General features: G+C 60.4%; 26 protein-coding genes and 1 pseudogene. 16 read left to right on the top strand and 11 right to left on the bottom strand.

Annotation, left to right across the window (positions count from 1 at the left end; all coding sequences use genetic code 11):
- Positions 1-2: 2 nt before the first annotated feature.
- Positions 3-458 (top strand): thioesterase domain-containing protein, encoded by a 456-nt coding sequence (locus LQ249_RS02265; protein ID WP_046385042.1) that lies wholly within the window; start codon positions 3-5, stop codon positions 456-458.
- Positions 459-517: 59 nt separating this feature from the next.
- On the opposite strand, the gene cysQ is transcribed toward LQ249_RS02265, so the two are convergent.
- Positions 518-1,354, bottom strand: a complete 837-nt coding sequence (gene cysQ, locus LQ249_RS02260; protein WP_046385043.1) for a 3'(2'),5'-bisphosphate nucleotidase CysQ — start codon at positions 1,352-1,354, stop codon at positions 518-520.
- Positions 1,351-1,917, bottom strand: a complete 567-nt coding sequence (gene nudE / locus LQ249_RS02255; protein WP_017848557.1) for an ADP compounds hydrolase NudE — start codon at positions 1,915-1,917, stop codon at positions 1,351-1,353. Before nudE ends, cysQ begins: the two co-directional genes overlap by 4 nt.
- An 87-nt stretch (positions 1,918-2,004) precedes the next feature.
- Here nudE and yrfG point away from each other — a divergent pair, with 87 nt between their 5' ends.
- The gene (yrfG, locus tag LQ249_RS02250; RefSeq protein WP_232566160.1) at positions 2,005-2,667 is read left to right on the top strand and encodes a GMP/IMP nucleotidase; all 663 of its coding nucleotides are present in this window, start codon (positions 2,005-2,007) and stop codon (positions 2,665-2,667) included.
- Between the two features lie 42 nt (positions 2,668-2,709).
- Here yrfG and lysM read toward each other — a convergent pair whose 3' ends face one another.
- Complete coding sequence (gene lysM / locus LQ249_RS02245; protein ID WP_046385045.1) at positions 2,710-3,153, bottom strand: peptidoglycan-binding protein LysM; 444 nt, start codon at positions 3,151-3,153, stop codon at positions 2,710-2,712.
- 131 nt (positions 3,154-3,284) lie between these two features.
- Between lysM and LQ249_RS02240 the strand changes: the two genes are divergently transcribed.
- From LQ249_RS02240 to LQ249_RS02225, 4 genes are all read left to right on the top strand, one after another.
- Positions 3,285-4,172 (top strand): LysR family transcriptional regulator, encoded by an 888-nt coding sequence (locus LQ249_RS02240; RefSeq protein ID WP_017848560.1) that lies wholly within the window; start codon positions 3,285-3,287, stop codon positions 4,170-4,172.
- 97 nt (positions 4,173-4,269) lie between these two features.
- Complete coding sequence (fdhD, locus tag LQ249_RS02235) at positions 4,270-5,109, top strand: formate dehydrogenase accessory sulfurtransferase FdhD (protein WP_046385046.1); 840 nt, start codon at positions 4,270-4,272, stop codon at positions 5,107-5,109.
- Entirely contained in the window at positions 5,106-7,454 is a 2,349-nt protein-coding gene (locus LQ249_RS02230) for an FdhF/YdeP family oxidoreductase (RefSeq protein WP_232566159.1), read from the top strand. The genes fdhD and LQ249_RS02230 overlap by 4 nt, the downstream gene beginning before the upstream one ends.
- A gap of 199 nt (positions 7,455-7,653) precedes the next feature.
- Positions 7,654-8,130 (top strand): glycine zipper domain-containing protein, encoded by a 477-nt coding sequence (locus LQ249_RS02225; protein ID WP_017848563.1) that lies wholly within the window; start codon positions 7,654-7,656, stop codon positions 8,128-8,130.
- 118 nt (positions 8,131-8,248) lie between these two features.
- On the opposite strand, the gene LQ249_RS02220 is transcribed toward LQ249_RS02225, so the two are convergent.
- From LQ249_RS02220 to LQ249_RS02210, 3 genes are all read right to left on the bottom strand, one after another.
- On the bottom strand, positions 8,249-8,680 hold the full coding sequence (locus LQ249_RS02220) for an acyl-CoA thioesterase (RefSeq protein ID WP_169881831.1): 432 nt from the start codon (positions 8,678-8,680) through the stop codon (positions 8,249-8,251).
- A 23-nt stretch (positions 8,681-8,703) separates the two neighbouring features.
- Positions 8,704-10,641 carry a RecQ family ATP-dependent DNA helicase gene (locus LQ249_RS02215; RefSeq protein WP_232566158.1) on the bottom strand — a complete coding sequence of 646 codons (1,938 nt, stop codon included), beginning with the start codon at positions 10,639-10,641 and terminating at the stop codon, positions 8,704-8,706.
- A 286-nt stretch (positions 10,642-10,927) separates the two neighbouring features.
- Complete coding sequence (locus LQ249_RS02210) at positions 10,928-12,103, bottom strand: tetratricopeptide repeat protein (RefSeq protein ID WP_057005767.1); 1,176 nt, start codon at positions 12,101-12,103, stop codon at positions 10,928-10,930.
- 160 nt (positions 12,104-12,263) lie between these two features.
- Between LQ249_RS02210 and LQ249_RS02205 the strand changes: the two are divergent.
- The 4 genes and pseudogenes from LQ249_RS02205 to LQ249_RS02190 form a co-directional block, all read left to right on the top strand.
- Positions 12,264-12,422: pseudogene (locus LQ249_RS02205) on the top strand (Fic family protein); the annotation flags it as partial.
- 365 nt (positions 12,423-12,787) lie between these two features.
- A complete protein-coding gene (locus LQ249_RS02200; RefSeq protein WP_046385050.1) occupies positions 12,788-13,270 on the top strand; it encodes a hypothetical protein in 483 nt (160 codons plus the stop codon).
- A 5-nt stretch (positions 13,271-13,275) separates the two neighbouring features.
- Positions 13,276-13,911, top strand: coding sequence for a DUF1493 family protein (locus LQ249_RS02195; RefSeq protein WP_232566157.1), 636 nt, complete (start codon positions 13,276-13,278; stop codon positions 13,909-13,911).
- Between the two features lie 269 nt (positions 13,912-14,180).
- A complete protein-coding gene (locus LQ249_RS02190; protein ID WP_017848567.1) occupies positions 14,181-14,537 on the top strand; it encodes a DUF1493 family protein in 357 nt (118 codons plus the stop codon).
- Between the two features lie 86 nt (positions 14,538-14,623).
- Here LQ249_RS02190 and LQ249_RS02185 read toward each other — a convergent pair whose 3' ends face one another.
- Both LQ249_RS02185 and hslO read right to left on the bottom strand, forming a co-directional pair.
- Positions 14,624-16,165, bottom strand: a complete 1,542-nt coding sequence (locus LQ249_RS02185) for a phosphoenolpyruvate carboxykinase (protein ID WP_017848568.1) — start codon at positions 16,163-16,165, stop codon at positions 14,624-14,626.
- A gap of 179 nt (positions 16,166-16,344) precedes the next feature.
- Entirely contained in the window at positions 16,345-17,247 is a 903-nt protein-coding gene (hslO, locus tag LQ249_RS02180) for an Hsp33 family molecular chaperone HslO (RefSeq protein ID WP_057005852.1), read from the bottom strand.
- 126 nt (positions 17,248-17,373) lie between these two features.
- Here hslO and LQ249_RS02175 point away from each other — a divergent pair, with 126 nt between their 5' ends.
- Positions 17,374-18,177, top strand: coding sequence for a phosphatase PAP2 family protein (locus LQ249_RS02175; RefSeq protein WP_169881833.1), 804 nt, complete (start codon positions 17,374-17,376; stop codon positions 18,175-18,177).
- 45 nt (positions 18,178-18,222) lie between these two features.
- On the opposite strand, the gene LQ249_RS02170 is transcribed toward LQ249_RS02175, so the two are convergent.
- Positions 18,223-18,630, bottom strand: a complete 408-nt coding sequence (locus LQ249_RS02170; protein ID WP_017848571.1) for an RNA-binding S4 domain-containing protein — start codon at positions 18,628-18,630, stop codon at positions 18,223-18,225.
- Between the two features lie 116 nt (positions 18,631-18,746).
- On the opposite strand from LQ249_RS02170, the gene rimA reads away from it, so the two are divergent.
- From rimA to rimK, 3 genes are read left to right on the top strand one after another with little or no spacing between them, the layout of a single operon-like run.
- Positions 18,747-19,526: a S6 modification regulatory phosphodiesterase RimA gene (rimA, locus tag LQ249_RS02165; RefSeq protein ID WP_017848572.1), complete on the top strand. Its 780-nt coding sequence runs from the start codon at positions 18,747-18,749 to the stop codon at positions 19,524-19,526.
- 13 nt (positions 19,527-19,539) lie between these two features.
- Positions 19,540-20,022: a retropepsin-like aspartic endopeptidase RimB gene (gene rimB / locus LQ249_RS02160; protein WP_026140222.1), complete on the top strand. Its 483-nt coding sequence runs from the start codon at positions 19,540-19,542 to the stop codon at positions 20,020-20,022.
- The gene (gene rimK / locus LQ249_RS02155) at positions 20,019-20,924 is read left to right on the top strand and encodes a 30S ribosomal protein S6--L-glutamate ligase (RefSeq protein WP_003213178.1); all 906 of its coding nucleotides are present in this window, start codon (positions 20,019-20,021) and stop codon (positions 20,922-20,924) included. The genes rimB and rimK overlap by 4 nt, the downstream gene beginning before the upstream one ends.
- A 97-nt stretch (positions 20,925-21,021) precedes the next feature.
- Here rimK and LQ249_RS02150 read toward each other — a convergent pair whose 3' ends face one another.
- Both LQ249_RS02150 and ompR read right to left on the bottom strand, forming a co-directional pair.
- Entirely contained in the window at positions 21,022-22,335 is a 1,314-nt protein-coding gene (locus tag LQ249_RS02150; protein ID WP_017848574.1) for an ATP-binding protein, read from the bottom strand.
- A 117-nt stretch (positions 22,336-22,452) separates the two neighbouring features.
- Positions 22,453-23,193 (bottom strand): osmolarity response regulator transcription factor OmpR, encoded by a 741-nt coding sequence (gene ompR, locus LQ249_RS02145; protein WP_003213175.1) that lies wholly within the window; start codon positions 23,191-23,193, stop codon positions 22,453-22,455.
- A 357-nt stretch (positions 23,194-23,550) separates the two neighbouring features.
- Here ompR and LQ249_RS02140 point away from each other — a divergent pair, with 357 nt between their 5' ends.
- Positions 23,551-25,875 (top strand): Tex family protein, encoded by a 2,325-nt coding sequence (locus LQ249_RS02140; protein WP_232566156.1) that lies wholly within the window; start codon positions 23,551-23,553, stop codon positions 25,873-25,875.
- The gene (locus tag LQ249_RS02135; protein ID WP_017848576.1) at positions 25,875-26,258 is read left to right on the top strand and encodes a PaaI family thioesterase; all 384 of its coding nucleotides are present in this window, start codon (positions 25,875-25,877) and stop codon (positions 26,256-26,258) included. The genes LQ249_RS02140 and LQ249_RS02135 overlap by 1 nt, the downstream gene beginning before the upstream one ends.
- Positions 26,259-26,409: the final 151 nt, after the last annotated feature.

Genomic DNA, 26,409 nt, shown 5'->3' with positions numbered 1-26,409 from the left:
CCATGAGCCGCGACAGCCGTTACCTGGAATCTATCCTCCACCACGACATCCCCCTCACCCGGGAAATGGGCCTCAAGGTGCTCGACTGGCAAAACGGCCAATTGCAACTGCACTTGCCCCTGCAAGCCAATATCAACCACAAGAGCACCATGTTCGGCGGCAGCCTGTACTGCGGCGCGGTCTTGGCGGGTTGGGGTTGGCTGCACTTGCAGTTGCGTGAAGAAGGCATTGAAGACGGGCATATCGTGATCCAGGAAGGGCAGATCAGTTACCCGCTGCCGGTCACACGAGACGCGACCGTGATCTGCCAGGCGCCGGAGGAGAAAGTGTGGAAGCGCTTTGTGGCGACGTACAAGCGCCATGGCCGCGCACGGTTGACCCTGGAAACGTGGATTGTGAATGACGGCAGTGACGAGCGGGCGGTGGTTTTCAGCGGCCAGTACGTCCTGCACCGCTAGCCGCCGCGCCACAAAACAAAGTGGGAGCAAGCCCCCCTACATTTTGATCTGCTGAGGCCTTAAGCGCGAGCCAGGGTGAGCAGGCGTTCGCGCCACGCGGCTTTGGCCGGCAGCGCCAGGAAGAACGGGTTCAGCAACGATTCCCGCGCCGGATAGCTGAACGGCTCGCCGCTCAACTCCAGCACTTCGCCGCCCGCACCTTCGAGCACGCCCTGGGCTGCGGCGGTATCCCACTGGGAGGTCGGCGCCAGGCGCGGGTAGCAATCGGCACTGCCTTCGGCCAACAGGCAAAACTTCAACGAGCTGCCGATATTCGCCAGCTTCAACTCACCCAAGCCTTCGCTCAAGCCCTGGAGCAAACGCTCCTGCTCAGGGCTGCTGTGTCGGCGGCTGGCAACCACGGTAAACGCCTCGCCGGCGGCCGGGGCCAGGCGCACCTGGATCGGCCTGGGCGCTTCGTTCACATCGGAGCGCCACGCCCCCAGGCCCGCGCCGCCAAAGTAGCAACGGCCGCTGGTGGGCATCGACACCACGCCAAACACCACGCGGCCCTGTTCGATCAACGCGACGTTGACAGTGAATTCATCGCTGCCGGAAATGAATTCCTTGGTGCCATCCAACGGGTCCACCAACCACCAGCGCTGCCAGCCGGCACGCACGCTCTGGTCGATATCGGCGTCTTCTTCAGAAAGCACCGGGATGCTCGGGTCCAGCGCGGTAAGGCCGGCGAGAATCAGATGATGAGCGGCAAGGTCGGCCGCCGTCACGGGTGAATTATCGGACTTGGACGTCACGGCCACATTGGCGCGCCAGAACGGCATGATGACTTCACCGGCCTGGCGCGCCAGCTCGATCACCGGGGCAATGAATGGGTGGCCTAGAAACAATTCGCTCATGCGCTGAACACTCCACGCTGGGTCAACAGGTCTCGTACCAGGTACAGCGCGGCCAGGGCACGGCCTTCGCTGAACTGCTCGTTTTGCGCCAGTTGCGCCAGCTCGCGCAGGTTGACCCGGTCTACACGCATCGGCTCGGGTTCATCGCCTTCCAGGCGTTCTTCATACAGATCGGTGGCCAGTACCACCTGGATTTTCTGGCTCATGTAGCCAGGCGACAGCGAAAGCTCGGTGAGGTGCTCCAACTGGCGTGCGCCATAGCCGGCTTCTTCCTTGAGTTCACGGTCCGCCGCCGCCAGCACATCCTCGCCCGGCTCGATCAAACCCTTGGGCAGCGAAAGCTCGTATTCGTCGGTCCCGCCGCAGTACTCCTCCACCAGCAACGCATGCTCGGCGTCGATCATCGCCACGATCATCACCGCGCCGTAGCCGGCACCGCGCCCCACCAGGCGCTCGTAGGTCCGTTCTACGCCGTTGGAAAAGCGCAATTGCACTGCTTCCACGCGGAACAAACGGCTACTGGCGACTATTTCGCGGGAGAGGACGGTGGGTTTCTGGCGCATAAGCGGCTCCTTGGGGTGATCGGGTTACTATACCGTGGCTTTTCCGATTGTCTGTGTCGGATATCTTTACTTACGTGAGAACGCCCCATGCCCTCTTTGCCCTGGCACGCCATCGACACCGTCCTGCTGGACATGGACGGCACCCTGCTCGACCTGCATTACGACAACCACTTCTGGATGGAACACCTGCCCCAACGCTACGCTGAGTTGCACGGGGTGAGCCGTGCCATGGCCGAGATGGAGTTGCAGCCTCTGTTCGAGCGTAACGCCGGCCAGTTGCAATGGTATTGCCTGGATTTCTGGAGTACCGAGCTGAAAATCCAGGTGCGCGAACTCAAGCAGGAAACCGCCCACCTGATCGCCCTGCGTGCGGATGCCGATACGTTTCTGGCGGCGATCCGACAGGCCGGCAAGCGCGTGATCCTGATCACCAACGCGCACCGTGATTCACTGTCATTGAAGATGGAACGCATCGAGCTGGCGCCGTATTTCGAGCGGATGATCAGTTCCCACGACTACGGTTTCGCCAAGGAAAACCCACAGTTCTGGGACGCCCTGCAGGCCGATATCGACTTCGACCCGGCGCGCAGCCTGTTCATCGACGACACCTTGCCGATCCTGCGCAGCGCCAGGGACTTCGGCGTGGGGCATTTGCTGGCGGTGAAAGAGCCGGACAGCAAAAAAGGGCCAAAGGACACCGGGGAATTTGCGGCAGTCGAGGACTACCGGGATCTCATTGTCGGACTCTGAACCCATGTGGGAGCAAGCCCCCACACAGGTTTACCGCGTGTACTACTCGGGAATGCGCAGCGTCTGCCCCGGGTAGATCTTGTCCGGATGCGACAACATCGGCTTGTTGGCCTCAAAGATCTTGTTGTACAGATTGGCGTTGCCGTACACCGCCAGGGAAATCGCGCTGAGGGTGTCGCCCTTTTTCACCACGACAAAACGCGCCGCCACAATCGGTGCGGGGTCGGTGACCTTGATCTGGTCATCCACACTCGCGACCCCGGCAATATTGCCCAGCGCCAGCAGGATCTTCTCTTTCTCTTCCTGGCTGGCAACTTCGCCGGTCACGGTCACCTTGTCGCCGTCAACCGTGGTCTGTACGTTCGGATTACCCAGACCGACCTTGGCCACATGCTCTTTCAACTGCTCGCTGGCGTTCGCATTACCCGGCGTCAACAGGTCGATCAACTTTTCGCCGGCTTCCTTAACAAAGCTAAAAATACTCATGCTGCTCTCTCCTTGGGTTTGAGTTCCAGATGCCAAAGACTAGACCAGCCCAACAGATCTGGGTTCCCAGCCGCCTAAAGACCCAAACACGCTAGAATCCCCCCGCCATTGGAATAAGCCCTGGAGCGAAGATGGACATCAAGCAACTGAAATTCCTCATCGCCCTCGACGAGACGCGCCACTTCGGCCAGGCGGCCGCGCGTTGCCATATCACCCAGCCGACCCTGTCGATGCGCCTGCGCAGCCTCGAAGAAGAACTCGATCTGCCACTGGTCAACCGTGGCCAGCGCTTCGAAGGCTTCACCGCCCCAGGTGAGCGCGTGCTGGCCTGGGCGCGCACGGTGCTGGCGGCGTATGACGGCCTGCTGGCCGAAGCCGCAGCCTGTCGCGGCAACCTGGTGGGGACGTTGCGCCTGGGTGTGGTGCCGCTGTCGAGTTTCGATCCGTTGGCGCTGATGCAACAACTGCACACAGAACACCCAAGTCTGCGCTTTGAGCTGTCGGCCCTCAGCTCCGAACAGATCCTCGAACAATTGGCGAGCAATCGCCTGGACCTCGGCGTGTCCTACCTCGACCGCCTGGACAACGAGCGCTTCGACTCCCTGGCCCTCGGCGAAACCCGCATGGGCCTGCTGTACGACCAACGCTATTTCAGCTTCGGCGAAAAGCCCCTGAGCTGGGAAGCCCTGATCGAACTGCCGCTGGGCATGCTCACCAGCGGCATGCACTTCCGGCAGTCCATCGATCACAACTTCCATAGCCGGGGCCTGCACCCGCAACCGTTGTTGCAGACCGACGCGGTCCATCAGTTGTTACAAGCGGTCCACGGCGGGCTGTGCTGTGCGGTGATGCCCTTGGACGGTGGCCTGGACGCGCTGACCGAGCATCTGCGCCTGCAACCGATCGAAGACGCCCACACCCTGGCGCGCCTGGGGCTGATCATGCGCCGCAGCGCCCCGCGCTCTGCGTTGGCGGAAGCGTGTTTCGCGCTGTTTCAGAAATCGCAAACCGAGTCTTGATCGACGTCATCTATCGGTAGATCAGTACTGGCAATTAGACGCGACGCTTTGTCGCGCCTAGTCTAAACACTGACCCATCCGCCGTCGGTACTGCCTCATGAACGCCAAGCGCCCAGTCTGCGCGGCGCCCGCTGTTCAAACGCCCGCGCCCGCCGCCAGCCAGAGCTACCAGTTTTGCACGCTCGAACACACGGAAGTCGCCAGCACCGCGTTGGCGGAAGAAGTGGCGTTGGCGATTGCCTATAACGACATCAGCCAGGCCGTGATGCTGGTGACGCCGACGGACCTGGAAGACTTCATTGTAGGCTTCAGTATCGGCAGCGGCATTATCGCCGACGTTAGCGACATTTATGACCTGAAACTCAGCGGCACGGGCTCTGCCCAGTACGCTCAGGTGCAGATTTCCAGCCGCGCGTTCTGGAACCTCAAGCAGCAGCGCCGCCAACTGGCCGGTACCAGCGGTTGCGGGTTGTGCGGCGTGGAAGCGCTGGAACACGCCCTGCCGGACCTTGAGGTACTGCCCGGCGCGCCCCTGCCGCCGGCCGAGTGGCTCGACGGCCTGCGCCAGCGCATCAGCGCGTTCCAGCCTCTGGGCCAGCACAGCGGCGCGGTGCATGCGGCGGTGTTCATGAACAACCAGGGCGAACTGCTGCTGGGCCGCGAAGACATCGGCCGACACAACGCCCTCGATAAATTGATCGGCGCGCTGATCCGCCAACGGATTCCAAGCGAAGGCGGCCTGGCCATTGTCACCAGCCGTTGCAGCCTTGAGTTGATCCAGAAAGTCCTGCGCGCGGGCATCCAGACCCTGGTCAGCCTGTCGTCGCCCACCGGCCTGGCCCTGCAATGGGCACGCCGGCACAACCTCAATCTCATCCACCTGCCGCAGAAAAGTGCGCCGCGGGTCTACAGCCCTGCGATGGAGAAACAGCCATGAGCAATCACCACCAAGCCGACCAAACCCCAACCCCGCGCTACAAGCCTTACAAGGGTGCGGCGGGCGGCTGGGGCGCGCTGATCAGCGTGGCGCAGGCATGGCTGACCAGCGACAACGCGCTGAAAAACCTGCGCATGATGCTCAAGACCAACCAGAACGGCGGCTTCGACTGCCCGGGCTGCGCCTGGGGCGACTCGCCGGAAAGCGGCATGGTCAAGTTCTGCGAAAACGGTGCCAAGGCAGTCAACTGGGAAGCCACCAAACGCCGCGTCGATGCCGCGTTCTTCGCCAAGCACAGCGTCACCGCGTTGCTGGAGCAAAGTGACTATTGGCTGGAATACCAGGGCCGCCTGACCGAGCCGATGCGCTACGACGCACAGACCGACCGTTACCAGCCCATCAGTTGGGAGGCGGCGTTCGAGCTGATCGGCCAGCACCTCAACGCCCTGCCGAGCCCGGACATGGCCGAGTTCTACACCTCGGGCCGCGCCAGCAACGAAGCGGCGTACCTGTACCAGTTGTTCGTGCGCGCCTACGGCACCAACAACTTCCCGGATTGCTCGAACATGTGCCACGAAGCCAGTGGCGTGGCCCTGGCGCAAAGTGTCGGCGTCGGCAAAGGCACCGTGACCTTTGACGACTTCGAACACGCCGACGCAATTTTCGTCTGGGGCCAGAACCCCGGCACCAACCACCCGCGCATGCTCGAACCGCTGCGCGAAGCGGTGAAGCGCGGCGCTCAAGTGGTGTGCATCAACCCGCTGAAAGAGCGCGGCCTGGAACGCTTCCAGCACCCGCAACACCCGCTGGAAATGCTCACCAACGGCGACAAGCCGACCAACACCGCATACTTCCGCCCCGCGCTGGGGGGCGACATGGCCATCCTGCGCGGCATGGCCAAGTTCCTGCTGTTGTGGGAGCGCCAGGCCCAGGCCGAAGGCAAGGCAGCGGTGTTCGACCACGACTTCCTTAACGAACACACCACCCACGTGCTCGATTACCTCGGCCAGATCGACGACACCTCCTGGGAAGAAATCGTCGCGCAGTCCGGCCTGCCCCTGGTAGAAATCGAGCAAGCGGCGCGCATGTACGCCAAAGGCAAGAACGTGATCATGTGTTGGGCGATGGGCATCACCCAGCATCGTCACTCGGTGCCGACCATCCAGGAAATCGCCAACCTGATGCTGCTGCGCGGCAATATCGGCCGCCCAGGCGCCGGCCTGTGCCCGGTGCGCGGCCACAGTAACGTGCAGGGCGACCGCACCATGGGCATCAACGAACGGCCGCCGGTGGCGTTCCTCGACGCCCTGGAGCGGCGCTTCCAGTTCCAGGTGCCGCGCACCAACGGGCACAACGTGGTCGAGGCGATCCACGCCATGCTGGAAGGCCGCGCCAAAGTATTTATCGGCCTGGGCGGCAACTTCGCCCAAGCCACCCCGGACAGCCCGCGCACCTTCGAAGCCCTGCGCAATTGCGACCTGACCGTGCAGATCAGCACCAAGCTCAACCGCAGCCACCTGATGCACGGCAAAGACGCGCTGATCCTGCCGTGCCTGGGCCGCACCGACATCGACATCCAGGCCGAAGGCCCGCAGGCGGTGACGGTGGAAGACTCGTTCAGCATGGTCCACGGCTCCAACGGCCAGCTGCAACCGCTGTCGAGCCTGATGAAATCCGAGCCGGCCATTCTCGCCGGCATCGCCGCCGCCACCCTGGGCAGCCAACCGGTGGACTGGAACTGGCTGGTGGGCGACTACGGACGTATTCGCGAGCTGATCGCCGACACCATCCCAGGCTTCAAGGACTTCAACGAGCGGATCAAAAACCCGGGCGGTTTCTACCTGGGCAACGCCGCCGGGGCACGTCGCTGGAACACGCCTTCGGGCCGCGCCAACTTCCGCCCGAACGTCCTGCCCAAGGACCTGATCCACGAACGCACCCACGCCACAGGGCACGTGCCGGACCTGATCATGCAGTCGATGCGCTCCCACGATCAGTACAACACCACCATTTATGGCCTGGACGACCGCTATCGCGGGGTCAAAGGTCAACGCGACGTGTTGTTCGTCAACGAAGCCGACATCATCCGCCTGGGCTTCAAGCCGGGGCAAAAGGCCGACATCGTGTCGCTGTGGGAAGACGGCCGTGAGCGCCGCGTAAAAGGCTTCACCTTGCTCGCGTTCGATATTCCGGCGGGGCAGGCAGCGGCTTACTACCCGGAAGTGAACCCGCTGGTGCCCTTGGAAAGCACCGGGGATGGCAGCCATACGCCGACGTCGAAATTTGTTGCGATCCGCCTGGAAGCGGCGAGCGACAATGGCCTGATCATGGCGCGCTCGGCGTAAATCCCAGGCACAAAAAAGGCCGCTTTTGCATAAAAGCGGCCGTTCCGAAGTAACTAAAGACCCGCCGAAATCACTTAAGTTCCCTAGCTAAAACAGTAAGTTAGAGAATTGTGTACAAGTCGTGTTACTGGTCGGATTTCTATTGTCACAATGTCGACACAGCCTCAGGATCGCGCCGTCATCCTCTTGAGGTCTCTCTATGAAGTTCTCCTCGATTCTCTTGTTGTCCCTTGGCCTGGTCAGTGGCGCAGCCATGGCCGGTGGCACCACCGAAGCCGGTGTAGGCGGCGCATTGGGCGGGGTACTCGGTTCGGTTGTCGGCCAGCAGGTCGGCGGTAATACCGGTTCAGCCATCGGTGCAGCCCTGGGCGGCGCGGGCGGCAGTGCGGTCGGCGCTGACAAGCGCAGCCGCGGCGAAGCAGCCATTGGCGGCGCCCTGGGCGCAGCGGGCGGCAACGTGGTAGGCCGCAGCATGGGCGGCACCACCGGCAGCCTGATCGGCGCAGCCGCTGGCGGCGGCGCGGGCGGCGCGCTGGGCAACTACATGGGCAACAAGAGCGATGACGACGACCGTCGTTACCGTGGCCGTGACGACCGTCGCTACTACCGGGATGGTCACCCTGGCCGTGGCCATGCCTATGGCCATCGCAAGAACAAGCATCACTACCGTGATTGATCAGATCTAAAGAACACTGAAGAAACACTGTGGGAGGGAGCTTGCTCCCGATAGCCGAGTTTCAGTCACCCATGTGCTGGCTGATACACCGCTATCGGGGGCAAGCCCCCTCCCACAGTCAGGCCACCAACCGCTGCAACGCCTCGCGCAACCGCTCCGGAATCGTCACCGGCTGGTTCGTCCCCCGATCCACGAACACATGCACGAAGCGCCCCGCCGCACAGGCGTCCTCCTCGCCTGCCTTGAACACCGCCAACTCATACTGCACCGAACTGTTGCCCAACTTGCCGACCCGCAGGCCTATTTCGATGCGTTCGGGAAAGGCGACGGAAGCAAAGTAATCACACGCCGAACTCACCACAAACCCCACCACCTCGCCGTCATGAATATCCAAGCCACCGTGTTCGATCAGGTAGGTATTCACCGCAGTGTCGAAGAAGCTGTAGTAGGTCACGTTGTTCACATGGCCATACACATCATTGTCGTGCCAGCGCGTAATGATCGGCTGGAAGTGCCGGTAATCGGCGCGTTGGGGCATGGAGTCAGGCATCGGCGCGTCTCGTCAAAGTGGGTTTACAGGTTATTCAAATGGATTTCGGCCCACTCGCGTACCTCGGCGTAGGGGTAGTCCTCCAGCGCAGCAAAACCAGGGATGCCGCGTGCCTTCAATTTGGTGAACAGCGGCACGCTGATACCGCCCAGGAACCGCGTCAGCCGTTCGGCGCCGGGCAGTTGGCCGCAGTACTCATGATGCCTGTGGATAAAATCACCGCACAGCCCCATGAAGTTTTTATCCACAAGCGGCGCCAGGCTCGGCGGCGCCGGCAAATGCGCGACATGGCCGTGGCACACCGAACAATGCCCGCAGCGCTGCGGTGCATGTTCATCACCGAAATAGCGAGCCAGGCGCTGGCCCAGGCAGTGTTCGGTGGCGAACAGGTCGAGCATGGCGTGAATCCGTGCCACTTCCGTGACCTCGTGTTGCTTGAAGCCTGTGTATAACTCGGCGCTCAACACCTGCGGATCGAAATCGGTCTTCAGCAGGCTGTAGACCTCCGTCATCTGCTTGCTTTCCAGCTCGATCAGGCCCTGCTCCTGGAAGTAATCCAGCGCTTTCACCACGCGATTGCGCTCGGCCTGGTGCTGTTGATAAAGCGTGTCGAAATCCACTGTCGCCCAGGTCTTGGCCCGCTTGCACACCTGGACGATCGCTGCGACAAACGCCTGCCGCTCCCCGGAAAACCGCGCCAACAAGGCGTCGGGCTCGATCAGGTACTTGAACCGGTACTCGGCGTAAAACGCGTAGCGCGGCGCAATCACGCCTTTGAGTTCCAACTGCACCAGCAGCGTCTTGAGGGGCAGCTCGCGGATGTTGCTGTGGTCCGACAGCGAGCGCAGCAGAAACTCCCACTGCCCGTCCCCTCGCGCGGCCTGCAACTCGTCCAGCACACGGCGAATGCCTTCCTGCTCAGGCGTGTCGCCGTACACGAAGTTTTCCAGCACATTGAGGCTGTCGCGGTTGGCGAGCACCAGGCAATCCGAGGATTGCCCGTCACGCCCGGCGCGGCCGATTTCCTGGCTGTAGTTTTCGATGGATTTGGGCAGGTCGAAATGCACCACGTTGCGGATATCGCTCTTGTCGATGCCCATGCCAAACGCGATGGTGGCGACGATGCAATTGGAGCGCCCACCCATGAAACGCTGCTGGATGCCCTCGCGTTTGTCGTGGGGCAAGCCGGCGTGATACGCCTCGGCCTGGATGCCATGGCGATTCAGGTGCTCGGCGATCTGCTCGGCGGTTTTCTGCAAGGTGACGTAGACGATGCTCGGCTGGCCGGGCCGCTCGTTCATCCATTGGACCAGCCGCCGACGCTTGTCCGCGCCGCTCACCGGCTCTACCAACAGGTTGAGGTTCGGCCGGTAGAAGCCCGTGGTGATCACGTCGTCAGGCGCAATGGCGAACTTGGCCTGCATGTCGGCAATCACCTTGGGCGTCGCTGTAGCCGTCAGCAGCAGCGCTTGTGGGATCTTGAACTGACGCTGGTAGTCCGGCAGCTTCAAATAATCCGGACGGAAGTTGTGGCCCCATTCGGAAATACAGTGCGCCTCATCCACCACCAGCAATGAAATGGGCACGCTCTGCAGGAAGTTGCGAAAGCGCTCGTTCTTCAAGCGCTCCACGGAAATCATCAGGATTTTCAACTCGCCCGAGCGCGCGCGCGCCATCACCTCATTGGCCTCATCGCGGCTTTGCGCCGAATCGATACTGCCGGCCGAGATGCCATGGCGTTGCAGGAAACCCAACTGGTCCTGCATCAGCGCCAGCAACGGCGACACCACCAGCGTCAGGTGCGGTAGCAACACCGCCGACAGCTGGTAACACAGGGACTTGCCCGACCCGGTCGGAAAAATCGCTGCCGCCGAACGACCGGCCAGCACGGCGCTGACCGCGGCTTCCTGGCCCAAACGAAATTGTGGATAACCAAAGACCTGCTGGAGGGTGTCGTGCATAAGCTGTCACTCCATTGACCGCTGAAGGTGGCTCAAAAACATAGCCTGGGACGCTCAGCGAATCGAGATAGGTCGCAAGGAAAAAAGAGACAGGATGATACACAGGCTGGGGCAATGGCCTTGGGCCAAATATGACAAGTTCGACTGTGTAAGTAGGAACATCACAAACCAAATGTGGGAAGGGGATTGCTCCCGATGGCGGTGTATCAGTCAGAAATTAACCGACTGAGTTACCGCCATCGGGAGCAACCCTCTTCCCACACCTTAGAACGGCCCTACAGCTAAATCAGCGGTTCTGCACACGCTCGATCGCCGTGTCATACACCGGATTGGCCTTCTGTTCCTTGGCCAACTGGTAGTGACGCAACGCATCCGCGAACTGCCCCGCCGCTTCGTAGATCCGCGCAATATTGTAGTAGGCGCCGGCACGCACGGTCGCGGCAGTGGCACCGTTCGCCAGGGCGATGGCCTTGCGGTTGGCCCAGATCGACTCGGCGGTGTTGCCGGCCTTCTGATACGCCAGACCCAGGTTGCCGTAGGCTTTGCCGAAGCTATTGTCCAGGTCGATGGCCTGACGGAACAGGTCGATGGCTTCATCCAGCTTGCCAGCCTGGTAGGCCGCTTCACCTTGCAGGTTCAGACGCTTCGCATCGGTTTGCGCGGAAGAGCTGACAGCCACGGCCGCGACTGCAACGCTGTCATCCAGCAACGGTTTGACTTCATTGAGCACGTCCTTGGCTTCCACCTTCACACCGCTGAAGGTGTTGATGTCCTGGAAGTCACCGCTACCGGTCATGCGGAACACTGTCCACAGGTTACCGCTGCGGTTTTTTGGCACGTAGTAGGTACGCACAAGGGACTGGCCCATGTACACGAACACCTTGGCCTCGCTGTTGGACAGCTGACGCGAACCTGGGTTCTCGATGTTGGTGAAGTCATGCACGGCATACACGTAGCTTTCGCCGAAGTGTTTTTTCTGCAGGGTAATGGTTTCCGGACCGTAGCTGTCGACGTCGTCCACATCCAGCTCGGCATCGGCACCCTGCTGATTCTCGAAGTAGATGTTGTTGCCGGGGAAAATCATGTGGGAGTCGAGGTCTTCCGGGGTCTTGCCCCAAGTCAGCACCACACGCAGGCCGTCGAGGTTTTCCATCACCGGGCTGATGGCGTAGGTCATGCCGGCGCAGGGGCACTTCACTACCAGGTTGGAATAGCCGGGCTTCTTGATGATCAACAGGTTGCTGGCATCATCGGCCGCTTCGCTGGTGAGGGTCACCTGGCCCTGGGCGTTGGTGCGGCCCACCACGTTCTGTGCGCCGTTACGTTGCAGCAGGACTTCGGCGTCGGCGATTTTCTGGTCCTTGACCACCGCACTGAGCACCTCGATCGGCAACTGCTCGGCCTGGATCGAAAAAGCCACTGCACACAATGACATCGCCGAAGCGACACGAAGCAAACCCATGCTTAACTCCCTTTAAGTAGTGGACGGGATCGTCCTACAAGATTTTGCGGTGAAACATACGCTGAATTTAGAGCCCTTGCGGACTTTTTATACAAAATGTGACGTGATTTTATTTCGCTACAATCAAGCCTTGCTACCCCGGTAACGGCGTCCTGCGTAACCGCCCTACGACCTCGACCGCCTGCAACACATCCACCGCACGCTGTTCGACGACATCTACGACTGGGCTGGCGAGTTGCGCAGCGTCAACATCCAGAAAGGCAGCACACTGTTCTGCACCCCGGAACGCATCCCGCCGGAAGCGGCGAAAATCATCCAGGGTGTATCAGTAGGCCTGTCAGTGCCTGATCGAACCACGAACGGCTAAACCAGCTATTAAGCAAACACAACCAAGCCAGCCACACAGCTAAAACTGTGGGAGTGGGCCTGCCTGCGACGGCGAAACTTCAGGCTACATTTCTATACCTGACCCACCGCCATCGCGGGTAAGCCCGACTCCCACAATTGATTGGCTTTGCCCTGCAAATCTCGGTGAAATTGAAAATGCGGGAATCTTCCGTAAGAAACTATCTATTACTACGTAGTCCCCTTCCCAAACTGCTCAAAACACCCGCCCAATCCTCTACATAACCCCTCTTCGCATGGCCGAAACTATTGATCTCTCAACTGCCTCGGCAAAAACCCATGGACATCGAAAGGACTCAACACATCGGCCACTACGGCGTCACCTTCACGGTCATTCGCCTTACCGTTCTCCCCACTCACAAGCATGCTCTGGCAAACCTTTGCTTGTTAGAAGCCGGTGCTTCAGCAAACGAGGTGCGCTATCGACTGGTGGATCTTTATGAAAAGATGTTTGCTCGTGATTTGCCCTGCAAGATGACTGTCGCGATTTCCAAGCCGCTGACCCGGCAACAAGCCGATCTGCTTAACGAACGCGGGACCATCGTCGCCTTATTATTGGCAGGGGCCTTCGGTGCGCCCATTCACCCGCTTTCAAAACCTGTAGCACGCGTCGTTGGCACCACGGTGGGCTTAATCATCAAAAGCATCATCCGTAGCTACCCCGCTGGCGACGTGGTCATTGGAATTGAAGCCCAGGTCGAAGGCGGGATAGGCCCTCAACGCTCCATGTCTGCCATTGTCGTCCCGTTCCTAGGCGGTTAAGCCCAATGATTGAATATTTTCAATGGATCGTTTTTATCGTTTTGGACATTGTCCTTGTCAAAAAAATCAGATCCCATAACCTCAGGAAATACGCAGGCCTGTCCCTACTGGCTGCGGGGCTGATCTGTTCAATATGGCTCCCTTACTGGATAACTGAAATCCAACTTCCCAGCATCCCGATAGGCGCTATCCTAATAGGCTCAGGATTGTTCTTGGACCGCGACCGCTACAGTCGAATCAGGTCAACTCACCCGCTACTCGTCGCCCCAACGTTGAACCTGGCCCCCGGTTTTCCTGACGATCCTGTCATGCTCCATCTTCTGCAGCTAATTCATGAAGATGTAGGTCTGCCCAAACACCAAATCATAACCATCAATACCTCAATCAACCATGATCTCGGCTGTAACGGCGTCGAGGCAAAACAACTGATGGCAGCGCTGAAACAATATTTCGGCATAAACCTCGGCGACTATAAAAACAACCGCTACTTCAAGCACCGAGGTTTTGATGCGTACTTACGACTCGTGGAAAGAGGCTGCGAGGGAAAGATCCCGCTAACCATCCACATGCTCTATCAAGCCGTCAAAGCCAAACGCTGGGATACCCGAACACTCGAAGCGACGGGACCTCAGAAGCGATGAATTTCTACCTGCAATTAATGTGTTTCCTCGGGTTCTACCTTGTGCTGCACTACCAAATAACCGACTGCACGCTCAGAAAGCGCTTGGCAATCACATTTCTCGCAACCGGCCTGATTTTCACCTTCCTACTACCCTACGTAGCAGTAATCCTTAGAATGCCCTTCCTGCCTGTTTTTCTATTCTTGATAGGCTTGGCACTCTTCATCACCCGAAACAAATTTCGCCTCAAACGCGACCGTCCCCCTCACCCACTCCTGCGTGCTCCCACCATGAACCTCGCCCCCAACTTCCCCGAAGACCCGGTCATGCAGCAACTCCTGCAACTGCTGCACGAAGAAATCGGCCTGCCGAAACACAAGACCATTCGCCTGCAGACCTCACTCAACTTCGACCTGGGCTGCGACGGCAGCGAAGCCAAGCAACTCATGGAAGCGCTGGAACAGGAATTCGCCCTCGATCTGGGCGACTACGACACTTATCGTTACTTCAACCCACCGGTGTTTGATGTGTTCCTCAAGCGGCGGGCCAAGGGGCGTGGCGAAAAGGTGCCGCTGACCATCGGCATGCTTTATCTGGCGATCAAAACCCACAGCTGGGACACGCAGACGCTGGAAAACTTGAGCTAACCGGCAAAACAGCGGCAGGCGCCAACTGACCGTTCGCGCACAAAAAAGCCGCCCACAAGGGGCGGCTTTTTCACAACGACCGAATCTTACAACTTCGGACCCGCTGCCTTGATCGCATCGCTCACGTCAAACTTCTTGAAGTTCTCGATGAACAGACCCGCCAGCGCCTTCGCCGCTTCGTCGTAGGCAGCCTTGTCAGCCCAGGTGTTACGTGGGTTCAACAGGCCGGTCTCAACACCCGGTACAGCCAATGGCACGTCCAGGTTGATGGTGTCGAGGTGTTGCGTTTCAACGCCGATCAACGCGCCGCTCTGGATCGCTGCGATCACGCCGCGGGTGGTCGGGATGTTGAAGCGTTGGCCGACGCCGTAGCCGCCGCCGGTCCAGCCGGTGTTGACCAGGTAGACCTTGGAGCCGAAGCCGCGGATGCGCTTGATCAGCAGCTCGGCGTATTCGCCGGCCGGGCGTGGGAAGAATGGCGCACCGAAGCAAGTCGAGAACGTCGACTTGATGCCGCTGCCCGAACCCATTTCAGTCGAGCCCACCAGTGCGGTGTAGCCGGACAGGAAGTGGTAGGCCGCTTGTTCTTCGCTGAGGATCGACACAGGCGGCAGTACGCCGGTCAGGTCGCAGGTCAGGAAGATCACAGCGTTTGGCTCGCCGCCGAGGTTCTTCTCGGAACGCTTGGCCACGTGCTCGAGCGGGTAGGCGGCACGGCTGTTCTGGGTCAGGCTGACATCGCTGTAGTCGGCATGCTTGGCCTCGTCGATGACGACGTTTTCCAGCACCGCGCCGTGCTTGATGGCTTTCCAGATAACCGGCTCGTTCTTCTCCGACAGGTCGATGCACTTGGCATAGCAACCGCCTTCGATGTTGAACACCACGCCCTTGCCCCAGCCGTGTTCGTCGTCACCGATCAGGTAACGGCTTTCGTCGGCGGACAGGGTGGTCTTGCCGGTGCCGGACAGGCCGAAGAACAGGGTCACGTCGCCTGCTTCGCCAATGTTGGCGGCGCAGTGCATCGGCAGTACGTCGGCGGCCGGCAGCAGGAAGTTCTGCACCGAGAACATGGCTTTCTTCATTTCACCAGCGTAAAGCATGCCGGCGATCAGCACTTTTTTCTGGGCGAAGTTGAGAATCACGCAACCGTCGGAGTTGGTGCCGTCACGCTCAGGCACGCACTCGAAATTGGCCACGTTGAGCACTTGCCACTCGTCACGGCCGGCCGGGTTGTACTGGGCCGGGTTGATGAACAGGCAACGACCGAACAGGTTATGCCAGGCAGTCTGGGTGGTCATCTTCACGGCCAGGTAGTGGTCTTCGGAGGCCCCTACATGCACGTGGGAAACAAAATGTTCTTGCGCGTTGTTGAACGCCTCGACGCGAGCCCACAGGGCATCGAACTTGTCGGCCGGGAACTTGCGGTTGATCGGGCCCCAGGCAATGGCGTCCTGGGTCGAAGGCTCTTCAACGATGAAACGGTCGACTGGCGAACGGCCGGTACGGTGACCGGTTTCTACGACCAGTGCGCCAGTATCGGCAAGCACGCCTTCACCGCGCTGCAGGGCTTCTTTGACCAGATCGTCAACACTCAGATCGGTGTATACGGCGTTATTGGCTTGCGTCATGAGGTTCCCCGTCGGCCTGTGGCCGAGTGCTCCAAACGTTTTGTAGTAGAAAGTTGCGCACTACTACCGCGAAAAAAGTGGGCCGGATTATGCCAGAAAAGCCCAAAAAAAGTAGGGCCCTCCCGTCAGAACAGCGCTAATCCGGCATTTGTCAGGTGATTTACCTGTGCTTAAACGTTTTAGTGGCGGGTATCGGAGGGGGTACCGATACCGGCGCCGGCGAACAATTGGACGATATCGGCGGCGTCGAACAGGTAGCGCTGGTTGCAGAACTGGCAGTCGATTTCGATCTGACCACCGTGTTCCACCACCAGATTTTGCGCATCTTCCAGGCCGAGACTGACCAGCGCGTTCGCCGAACGCTCGCGAGAGCAACTGCAATGGAAGCGCAAACCCTGCGCGTCGAACAAGCGCACAGTCTCTTCGTGGTACAGGCGATGCAGGATGGTTTCGTTGTCCAGGGCCAGCAATTCTTCGGCGGTCAGGGTGCCAGCCAGGGCGGTGAGGTTGCGCCAGCTTTCGGCGCGTTCGTCGTCGTCCTTGATGCGGTCGGCGGGCAGCTGTTGCAGCAACAGGCCACGGGCGCGCTTGCCGTCGGCGTTGAGCCAGAAGCGCGTGCCGATCTGCTGGGACATAACGAAATAGTTGGTGAAGCAGTCCGACAGGTTTTCGCCGTCGAGGTCGACGATGCCCTGGTAACGCTGGCCGTCGGTCGGGTCGACGGTGAGCGCCAGCACGCCGTTGGGCATCAGGTCGGCCAGGGTCGCGTCCGGGGCGATCAGGTCAGCCTCATACCGGGCCAGGCCACGGATCTCACGCTCGCTGGAGCACTCGATCATCAGCAACGGGACCGGACCTTCGGACCGCGCCTGCAGGATCAGCAACCCGTCGAATTTCATGGTGCCTACCAACAGCGCCGCCGCCGCCATCAATTCACCGAGCAGTTGCGCGACCGGCTCCGGATAGGGGTGCTTGGCGAGGACTTCGGCATAGCTGCGCTCCAACGAGACCAGTTCGCCGCGGGCGTCGTTCTCGTCGAAGATGAAGCGTTGGGTGAAGTCGGTATCCGGTAAATCAGTCATAGGTCTAGGTATCTGAATTGATGACAAAATTGTTACAACGTTTATAAAATTGAACGCTTTAGCACCATTTTGGTGCGGCTCTCTCCTGGAAACAGAGAGCTTATATAGAGCAAAGAGGGACAGTTTATGAACAATCCGGGTTTGTTCCAAGCCAAGTGGAACCTCCGGCGATGGGCTTTTTGCAATCTACTCGCATTCGGACTGCTGTGTTTTTGGCTGTGGCCCGCAGGCCAGATGCTATGCGTGTTTTTCGACGAGTGGCTGTTTCACCTGTTCAATGCCCCCCTGGCGAGCAATCCGACCTGGCTGCATGTGTGGGCCGTGGCCAGCCTGCGGCCGTTTGATGCGGTGGTCGGCGTGATTCTGCTGACGCTGTTGATTCGCGGCGATTGGGTGTTCAAGGCGGCGCAGGTGCGCCAGGCGTTTCTTGGCTTCTTCGGGATTCTGCTGCTGTTGCTGTTTATCCGCATGCTGTTTTCCAAACTCGCGGCGCAGATGGGTTGGCAACACAGCAGCCCTTCGATAGTGCTCAGCGGCGCGATTCGGATGAGCGACTATTTCCCGGGGCTGGAGAAAACCTGGGAGTTGAAAGACCGTTCGAGCCAGAGTTTCCCTGGGGATCATGCTTCGGTGCTGCTGATCTGGGGAATGTTCATGACGGTATTCGCCCAGCGGCGGGGCCAGGTGCTGGTGATCTGGGGCCTGGCGTTGGTGTTCATGATGCCGCGGCTGGTGGCGGGCGCACATTGGGCGCAGGACGATTATATCGGCGGAGTGTTGCTGGCACTGCTGGCATTGGGATGGGGCTATTACACACCGTTTGCGGCAAAGGTGTCGCAGGTGTTGCTACGGCTGACCGCGCCGGTGTTCGGGTTACTCGCCAAGCTGCCGGTGATCGGGCGATTGAGCGTCATGCGCGCATCCTGCTGACGCTCCCACATCTATCGATCTGCTTTGCGCTGACGATGTGCGCGGTCAATCGTCATTACCGCTGCCGCGAAACTTGAACAGGTCGCGGCGCTGCTTTTTGCTCGGCTTGCCATCGGTGGTCATGCCTGTGGCGCCGGCCTTACGCATCGCCGCTGCGTTTTCGCGCTTGGCAACGCTGGCTTCGGTCTCGGCATACAGCGCCTGCGCTTCGGGTGCGCCACGGCGCACGCTGGAAAGCGCCTGGACCACGACAGTTTTTTCGTCAAATCCGATACGAATCTGCAACTCATCACCCACGCGCGGCTCTTTGCCCGGCTTGCAGCGTTCGCCGCGATGATGCACCTTGCCACTCTCGATAGCGGCCTTGGCCAAGGCACGGGTTTTATAGAAACGCGCCGCCCACAGCCATTTGTCCAAACGGATTTTTTCTTCCTCTGCCTGCTTCTGAGCCACTTGAATTCCTCGTTCTGAAAAATGTCGCAACTTTACTGTTGAAACCCTTCGACGCATAAACCCCAAGGCTCACCTAAGATACGCCAGGTAGCCCCCTGTTTTCGCGAGGATACCCTGTGACCGACTTCCCGACTTCACTCACCTCGCCCAACCAGCATTGCGTGGGCTGCCAGCAAAGCGAGCCCTTGGGTTTTGATTTTGCATTCGCCTACCAACCGATCGTAGACCTTCGCGACCATTCGGTTTTTGCCCACGAAGCCTTGGTGCGGGGTTCACAGGGCGAAGGGGCGTTGTCGGTGCTGGCCCAGGTCAACGATAGCAACCGCTACCGTTTCGACCAGCGTTGCCGTACCCAGGCAATCGCCGGCGCCGCGGCCCTGGGGATGCAAACCTGTCTTTCCATCAATTTCATGCCCAACGCGGTGTATCGACCCGAGCTGTGCATTCGCAGCACCCTGGAGGCCGCCCGCACGCACAATTTTCCGCTTGACCAACTGATTTTCGAGACGCTGGAAAGCGAACACATAGATAACCATCGCCATTTGACGAATATTCTGCGTGAATACCGCGAATTCGGCTTCAAAACTGCCATCGACGATTTCGGCGCGGGCTATTCGGGGCTGAACCTGCTGGCCGATTTCCAACCTGACTTGATCAAACTCGACATGGCGCTGATTCGCGATGTCGACCAGGATCGTGTCCGCCAGGTCATCGTCCAGGGGATTGTCACAATCTGTGAGCAGTTGGGCGTTACTGTCATCGCTGAAGGCATTGAAAGTGCCGGTGAGCGCGACTTCCTGTCCGACTGTGGAATATTTCTGATGCAGGGCTACTGGTTCGCCAAGCCCGCATTCAACGCGCTGGCCGAGGTTTCCCCTCAAGCCTGGGCGAATTGACCGGTTACCCATATTGAAGACATTTGACCATTTGACCGTTGTCGGTCTGCGTGAGTGGGTGGCACTTCCCGACTTGGGAGTGGCAGGCCTGCGCGCGAAGATCGACACCGGTGCCAGCACTTCGAGCCTGCACGCCACCGATATCGAACCCTTTGAGCGCGACGGTGAGAAATGGGTGCGCTTTACCGCACACCTGGGCAGCGTCGTGCAGTTGCGTCACCGCCGCTGCGAAGCGCCGCTGGTGGCGATGAAAACCATCAAGAGCTCCAATGGTCATGCGCAGGTGCGCTATGTGATCAGCACCACCCTGGCGCTGGGCGACCGGGTATGGCGGGTGGAATTCACCCTCGCCTGCCGCAAGGCCATGCGCTACCGCCTGCTCCTCGGTTCCAAGGCGCTGATTGACGGCCAGTTGGTGGTCAATCCCGGCGTCAAGTACGTTCAAGACAAGCCGGTGTTCCCGGTCTCCACTATTTCTGCCCCAGGTGCTGCATGAAGATTGCTGTGCTGTCGCGAAACCCGCGTCTGTATTCCACCCGCCGCCTGGTCGAGGCCGGCACCGAACGTGGCCACGAAATGGTGGTGATCGACACGTTGCGTGCCTATATGAACATTGCCAGCCATAAGCCGCAGATCCATTACCGCGGCAAACCACTGGAAGGCTTTGATGCGGTGATCCCGCGTATCGGCGCCTCGGTGACCTTTTATGGCTGCGCGGTGTTGCGCCAGTTTGAAATGATGGGCGTCTCCCCGCTGAATGAATCCGTCGCGATCGCGCGCTCGCGGGACAAGCTGCGCTCGCTGCAATTGCTGTCGCGCCGGGGTATCGGCCTGCCGGTCACCGGCTTTGCCCACTCCCCCGACGACATTCCCGACCTGATCGAAATGGTCAACGGCGCGCCGCTGGTGATCAAGGTGCTGGAAGGCACCCAGGGCATCGGCGTGGTGCTGTGCGAAACCGCCACGGCGGCGGAGTCGGTGATCGAGGCATTCATGGGCCTCAAGCAGAACATCATGGTGCAGGAATACATCAAGGAAGCCGGCGGTGCGGATATCCGCTGCTTCGTGGTCGGCGACAAGGTGATTGCCGCGATGAAACGCCAGGCCAAGCCCGGGGAATTCCGCTCCAACCTGCACCGTGGCGGCAGCGCCAGCCTGATCAAGATCACCCCCGAAGAGCGCATGACCGCGCTACGGGCGGCCAAGGTCATGGGGTTGAGCGTGGCGGGCGTGGACATCCTGCGTTCCAACCATGGCCCGCTGGTGATGGAAGTCAATTCATCACCTGGCCTGGAAGGCATCGAGACCACCACCGGCAAGGATGTGGCGGGGATCATCATTCAGCATCTGGAAAAGAGTGGCGGGCCGAACATGACCCGGACCAAGGGCAAGGGCTAGAGGAGCAGTCTTCAGCTTGAAGCTTCAGGCTGCAAGAGACGGGCAGAAGCCGTTTGCTTTTCTCTTGCAGCTCTAAACGTGCAGCTTGCCGCTGCAGCTACACCGCGTCTCGGGGCAACATCAAACCCAACGGCAAGCGCACCCGCGCTTCCAGCCCACCGCCCTCGCGGTTGCGCAACTCAACATTGCCGCCATGCATCGAGGCAATCCGCCGCACAATCGCCAGCCCCAAACCGGTGCCCTTGCCACCCCGAGCACGGTCGCCACGGGTGAAGGGGTTGAAGATGCCTTCCAGCTCGGCCGGGTCGATACCGGCCCCGCGATCCATCACGCTCAGCACCACATAGGGCGCAGCACTGTCACCGGAGACATACGCCGCCACTTCCACATCCGAACCGGCGTGGTGCAAGGCGTTGCCGATCAGGTTGTTCAGCAGGCGCTTCATCGAGACCCGACGCAACGCAAACGGCTGGATCGGCTCCAGGCGCATCCGCACCTGCTCGCCATTCTGGTTGTAGGGCGCTACCACCTCGCGCACCAGGTCCGTCAGGTCGACGACTTCCACCACCTCATCGCGACCATCGCGGATAAAGGCCAGGAACTGGTCGAGAATCGCGTCCATGTCCTCGATATCACGCACCATGTCGTCCGTGAGATCGGTATGGTTGCCCATCAGCTCCAGGGACAGCCGCAAACGCGTCAATGGCGTGCGCAAGTCATGGGACACGCCCGCAAGCATCAGCTCGCGCTCGCGCCCGGCCTGTTCGACGTCCTCGGCCATCTGGTTGAACGCGCTGTAGACCTCGGTCATCTCGCTGGGCGTGTCGCTGACCGGCAGGCGCACACTGCGCCCCTGTCCCAGCTGGCGGGCGGCGAACACCAGGCGTTTAAGCGGTTGATTGAGCTGGCGCACGAAAATCCACGCGGACGCCGTCGAAAGCAAGCCGATAGCCAGGAACCAGCCCAGTACATTCCAGATCTTCTGCCCTCGCAAAGGGTGCGGATACAGCGGCACCTTCAGCCAATCTTCCCCCAGGCTCGGCGCGCGCACCCACAGCGCGGGTGACACATGCATACGCAGCCGAACTTCGGTGTCGTCGCCCAGTTCCGCCTGCATCTGGCGCTGGTAAATCTCACTGTAGGGCCAATGCTGCTCGCCTTCCGGCACACCTGCACCCGCCACGCGCACCAGTGTCGCCGCCTTGGCGATTTTCTCGCGGTTCTCGGGGTCGGCCGCCCAATAGGCGCGCAAGGTCAGGGCGACACCGTGGCTGTACTGTCGATCCACCAGCACGTCTTCGTTCATCAACAGATAAACCAGCGTGAGTGCCTTGGAAAACAGAACGACGATGAGCACCAGCCAAAGGGTGCGGGAGAAGAAACTTTGCGGGAACCACAGCGGGGTTTTCATAGGAGACAGCTAGACACCTTGCAGGAACGAGCGGCGCTCGCAGAATTGCAGACGCCGGACATCCCGTCGCCCCTCATGGAGCCAAACGCCAGGATGCCCGCCCCTGCAAATCATCGGTCACTTGGTTGCAGTGCCATCCGGCACAAACACATACCCCACGCCCCACACCGTCTGGATATAACGCGGCTTGGACGGGTCCGGCTCGATCATTCGGCGCAGACGGGAAATCTGCACGTCGATGGAGCGCTCCAGAGCGTCCCATTCCCGACCACGGGCCAGGTTCATCAGTTTGTCGCGGGTCAGCGGCTGGCGCGCGTTCATCACCAGCGCCTTGAGCACGGCGAACTCGCCGGTGGTGAGCATGTGGACTTCATCGCCACGCTTGAGCTCACGGGTGGCCAATGACAGTTCGTAATCGCCGAAGGTGACGCTTTCGTCTTCACTGCCCGGTGCGCCCGGCACCGGCGCCGCCTGGCGACGCAATACGGCCTTGACCCGCGCCATCAGCTCGTCCGGGTTGAACGGCTTGGCCAGGTAATCATCAGCGCCCAGTTCGAGGCCCTTGATGCGGCTCAGCTCATCGCCCTTGGCGGTGAGCATGATGATCGGAATCTGGTTGTTCGCGCCGCGCAGGCGTTTGCAGGCGGTGAGGCCGTCTTCGCCGGGTAGCATCAGGTCGAGCACGACCAGGTTGAACACTTCCCGCCCCAACAGGCGGTCCATCTGCTCGGTGTTCGGCACCGCGCGGGCACGATAACCCTTGGAGTTGAAAAAACGCTCCAGCAGGCTGCTCAGCCCCGGATCGTCATCAACGATGAGAATTTTTTCGCCTTCAGCAGTTTGTGCAGTGCTGCTCATTGGATGCTCCTCTTATCTCGGCGCGCATTATGGCCTAGCTGCCGTTATACGCACCGTGTGCATTGTTAGCAGATTTTTCCTCTACTGCCAGCGAACCCACGCCCTACAACCTGTGGCGCAGTCCCCCCCAAGGACAGAACGCTGGTTATAATGCGGCGCCTTCGTGCAGGGCAACGTCAGATCGTTACCGTTTACTGCCGGGCTTTTTTTCACCCGCTTGTCGTGTTTTTTACGATTTCGAGGGTCAATAGGCAGCCTCTTGACCCAGGCAGCGGCGCCAGTCGGGCCGCTCAACCAGCCTCGTCGGGCCTTGTTTTCCGGGCTTGCGAGCTGCTTTTAAGAATTTCAGGTGGTTTTATGGACAGCATCAACAGCCGCATCGCCGAGGAACTCGGCGTACGCCCCCAACAGGTCGAAGCGGCCGTCGCTCTACTGGATGAGGGCTCCACGGTGCCCTTCATCGCCCGTTACCGAAAAGAAGTGACCGGCAGCCTCGACGACATTCAACTGCGGCACCTGGAAGAGCGCCTGCGCTACCTGCGAGAACTCGACGAACGGCGCATCAGCATCCTCGCCAGCATCGCGGAACAGGGCAAGCTGACCCCGCAATTGGAACGCGACATCAAACTCGCCGATACCAAGACCCGTCTCGAAGACCTCTACCTGCCGTACAAACAGAAGCGCCGCACCAAGGGCCAGATCGCCCTGGAAGCCGGCCTCGGCGACCTGGCCGACGACCTGTTCAACGACCCATCGCTGAACCCGGATACCGAAGCCGCGCGCTTCATCAACGCTGAAAAAGGCGTCGCCGACGTCAAGGCCGCCCTCGAAGGCGCCAAATACATCCTGATGGAACGCTTCGCCGAAGACGCCAGCCTGCTGGAAAAGCTGCGCACCTACCTGAAGCAGGAAGCCATCCTCAGCGCCCGCGTGATCGCCGGCAAAGAGGAAGAAGGCGCCAAGTTCCGCGACTACTTCGAACACGACGAACCCCTCAAGAGCATGCCGTCCCACCGCGCCCTGGCGATTTTCCGCGGCCGCAACGAAGGTATTCTCAGCTCCGCGCTGAAAGTCGGCGACGAACTGCCGGGCACCATGCACCCGTGCGAAGGCATGATCGGTCAACAATTCGGCATCCAGAATCAGAACCGTCCTGCGGACAAGTGGCTCGGTGAAGTCGTGCGCTGGACCTGGAAGGTCAAGCTCTACACCCACCTGGAAACCGACCTGCTCGGCGAGTTGCGCGACGGCGCCGAAACCGAAGCAATCAACGTCTTCGCCCACAACCTGCACGACCTGCTGCTGGCCGCACCGGCCGGCCCGCGTGCCACCCTGGGCCTCGACCCGGGCCTGCGCACCGGCTGCAAGGTCGCCGTGGTCGACTCGACCGGCAAGCTGCTGGACCACGCCACCGTGTATCCGCACGTGCCCCACAACAAGTGGGACCAGACCCTCGCGATCCTCGCGGCCCTGTGCGCCAAGCACGCGGTGGACCTGATCGCCATCGGCAACGGCACCGCCAGCCGTGAAACCGACAAACTGGCCGCCGAACTGATCAAAAAATACCCAGCCATGAAGATGACCAAGGTCATGGTCTCCGAGGCGGGCGCTTCGGTGTACTCGGCGTCGGAACTGGCTTCCAAGGAATTCCCGGACCTCGACGTGTCGATCCGTGGCGCAGTGTCCATCGCCCGTCGCCTGCAAGACCCGTTGGCCGAACTGGTGAAAATCGACCCGAAATCCATCGGCGTCGGCCAATACCAGCACGATGTGTCGCAGCTGAAACTGGCACGCGGCCTGGATGCGGTGGTGGAAGACTGCGTGAACGCCGTGGGCGTGGACGTGAACACCGCCTCCGTCGCGCTGCTGGCGCGGATCTCCGGCCTCAACGCGACCCTGGCGCAGAACATCGTGACCCATCGCGACGAAAACGGTGCGTTCAAGACCCGCGCCGCGCTGAAAAAAGTCGCACGCCTGGGTGAAAAAACCTTCGAACAGGCCGCCGGCTTCCTGCGCGTGATGAACGGCGACAACCCGCTGGACGCCTCGGCGGTCCACCCGGAAGCCTACCCGCTGGTGCAACGCATCGCCGCCGAGACCGACCGCGACATCCGCTCGCTAATCGGCGACGCCGCGTTCCTCAAGCGCCTGGACCCGAAGAAGTACACCGACGAGACCTTCGGCGTGCCGACCATCACCGACATCCTGCAAGAGCTGGAAAAACCCGGGCGCGACCCGCGTCCCGAGTTCAAGACCGCCGAGTTCCAGGACGGCGTCGAAGACCTCAAGGACCTGCAACTGGGCATGATCCTCGAAGGCGTGGTGACCAACGTGACCAACTTCGGTGCCTTTGTGGACATCGGCGTGCATCAGGACGGTTTGGTGCATATCTCCGCGCTTTCGGAGAAGTTCATCAAAGACCCGCGCGAAGCGGTGAAGGCCGGTGACGTGGTCAAGGTCAAGGTCATGGAAGTCGACATCCCGCGCAAGCGCGTCGGCCTGTCGATGCGTATGAGCGACACCCCCGGCGAGAAAATCGACGGTGCCCGTGGCGCCCGCCCAGGCTCGGCGCCGCGCCAGTCGCAAAACAACGCGCCACGCAAGGAAACCGCGACCGCAGCGCCGAGCAACAACGCCATGGCCTCGCTGTTCGCCAACGCCAAACAGTTGAAGAAACGCTGATGGAGATTCCAGCCGGTTTGACCCAAAGCGCGTTCAGCGAACTGATCGGCTGCCGCCTGCAACGCCTGGAGCAGGGCGTTGCCGAGGTGGCCCTGAGCCTGGAGCCGCAACTGCGCAACCGCGCAGGCAAGCTGCATGGCGGGGCGATTTTCAGCCTGGTCGACATCACCATGGGGCTGGCCTGTTCCAGCGCCCACGGGTTCGACCAGCAGAGCGCGACCATCGAATGCAAAATCAACTACATCCGCGCGGTGGAAAACGGCGAGGTGCTGTGTACCGCGCGAGTGATTCACCCCGGGCGGCGCACGTTGGTGGTCGAAGCCGACGTGTACCAAGGTGAAAGACTTGTCGCAAAAGCGCAGGGCACCTTCGCTGTCCTATAGCTCCCCGCCCTCGATTTGAGTTAATTTCGGCGCTGCGATAACAGCGTCGGAATTTTCTTGCTGCGCTACAGCCCAATTCATGGAGTGATGTAGGCTTTTTCAAAGCGGGTCAAATCGACTCAAAACCAGGCGATCACGCCAGTTTTAACTT

This window comes from Pseudomonas sp. 7-41 (assembly GCF_021233075.1).
Lineage (GTDB): Bacteria > Pseudomonadota > Gammaproteobacteria > Pseudomonadales > Pseudomonadaceae > Aquipseudomonas > Aquipseudomonas veronii.
This window is presented reverse-complemented; position numbering and strand designations above follow the sequence as displayed.

Bases quoted from the DNA above. Each gene is read 5' to 3' on its own strand.
- lysM (WP_046385045.1), bottom strand. From the start codon at position 3,153: ATGAGTATTTTTAGCTTTGTTAAGGAAGCCGGCGAAAAGTTGATCGAC.
- LQ249_RS02225 (WP_017848563.1), top strand. From the start codon at position 7,654: ATGAAGTTCTCCTCGATTCTCTTGTTGTCCCTTGGCCTGGTCAGTGGC.
- rimK (WP_003213178.1), top strand. From the start codon at position 20,019: ATGAAGATTGCTGTGCTGTCGCGAAACCCGCGTCTGTATTCCACCCGC.
- nudE (WP_017848557.1), bottom strand. From the start codon at position 1,917: ATGCGCCAGAAACCCACCGTCCTCTCCCGCGAAATAGTCGCCAGTAGC.
- LQ249_RS02215 (WP_232566158.1), bottom strand. From the start codon at position 10,641: ATGCACGACACCCTCCAGCAGGTCTTTGGTTATCCACAATTTCGTTTG.
- LQ249_RS02200 (WP_046385050.1), top strand. From the start codon at position 12,788: ATGGACATCGAAAGGACTCAACACATCGGCCACTACGGCGTCACCTTC.
- yrfG (WP_232566160.1), top strand. From the start codon at position 2,005: ATGCCCTCTTTGCCCTGGCACGCCATCGACACCGTCCTGCTGGACATG.
- LQ249_RS02190 (WP_017848567.1), top strand. From the start codon at position 14,181: ATGAACCTCGCCCCCAACTTCCCCGAAGACCCGGTCATGCAGCAACTC.
- LQ249_RS02195 (WP_232566157.1), top strand. From the start codon at position 13,276: ATGATTGAATATTTTCAATGGATCGTTTTTATCGTTTTGGACATTGTC.
- LQ249_RS02140 (WP_232566156.1), top strand. From the start codon at position 23,551: ATGGACAGCATCAACAGCCGCATCGCCGAGGAACTCGGCGTACGCCCC.
- LQ249_RS02230 (WP_232566159.1), top strand. From the start codon at position 5,106: ATGAGCAATCACCACCAAGCCGACCAAACCCCAACCCCGCGCTACAAG.
- LQ249_RS02150 (WP_017848574.1), bottom strand. From the start codon at position 22,335: ATGAAAACCCCGCTGTGGTTCCCGCAAAGTTTCTTCTCCCGCACCCTT.
- fdhD (WP_046385046.1), top strand. From the start codon at position 4,270: ATGAACGCCAAGCGCCCAGTCTGCGCGGCGCCCGCTGTTCAAACGCCC.
- hslO (WP_057005852.1), bottom strand. From the start codon at position 17,247: ATGACTGATTTACCGGATACCGACTTCACCCAACGCTTCATCTTCGAC.
- LQ249_RS02210 (WP_057005767.1), bottom strand. From the start codon at position 12,103: ATGGGTTTGCTTCGTGTCGCTTCGGCGATGTCATTGTGTGCAGTGGCT.
- LQ249_RS02175 (WP_169881833.1), top strand. From the start codon at position 17,374: ATGAACAATCCGGGTTTGTTCCAAGCCAAGTGGAACCTCCGGCGATGG.
- ompR (WP_003213175.1), bottom strand. From the start codon at position 23,193: ATGAGCAGCACTGCACAAACTGCTGAAGGCGAAAAAATTCTCATCGTT.
- LQ249_RS02240 (WP_017848560.1), top strand. From the start codon at position 3,285: ATGGACATCAAGCAACTGAAATTCCTCATCGCCCTCGACGAGACGCGC.
- LQ249_RS02265 (WP_046385042.1), top strand. From the start codon at position 3: ATGAGCCGCGACAGCCGTTACCTGGAATCTATCCTCCACCACGACATC.
- LQ249_RS02135 (WP_017848576.1), top strand. From the start codon at position 25,875: ATGGAGATTCCAGCCGGTTTGACCCAAAGCGCGTTCAGCGAACTGATC.
- cysQ (WP_046385043.1), bottom strand. From the start codon at position 1,354: ATGAGCGAATTGTTTCTAGGCCACCCATTCATTGCCCCGGTGATCGAG.
- LQ249_RS02220 (WP_169881831.1), bottom strand. From the start codon at position 8,680: ATGCCTGACTCCATGCCCCAACGCGCCGATTACCGGCACTTCCAGCCG.
- LQ249_RS02185 (WP_017848568.1), bottom strand. From the start codon at position 16,165: ATGACGCAAGCCAATAACGCCGTATACACCGATCTGAGTGTTGACGAT.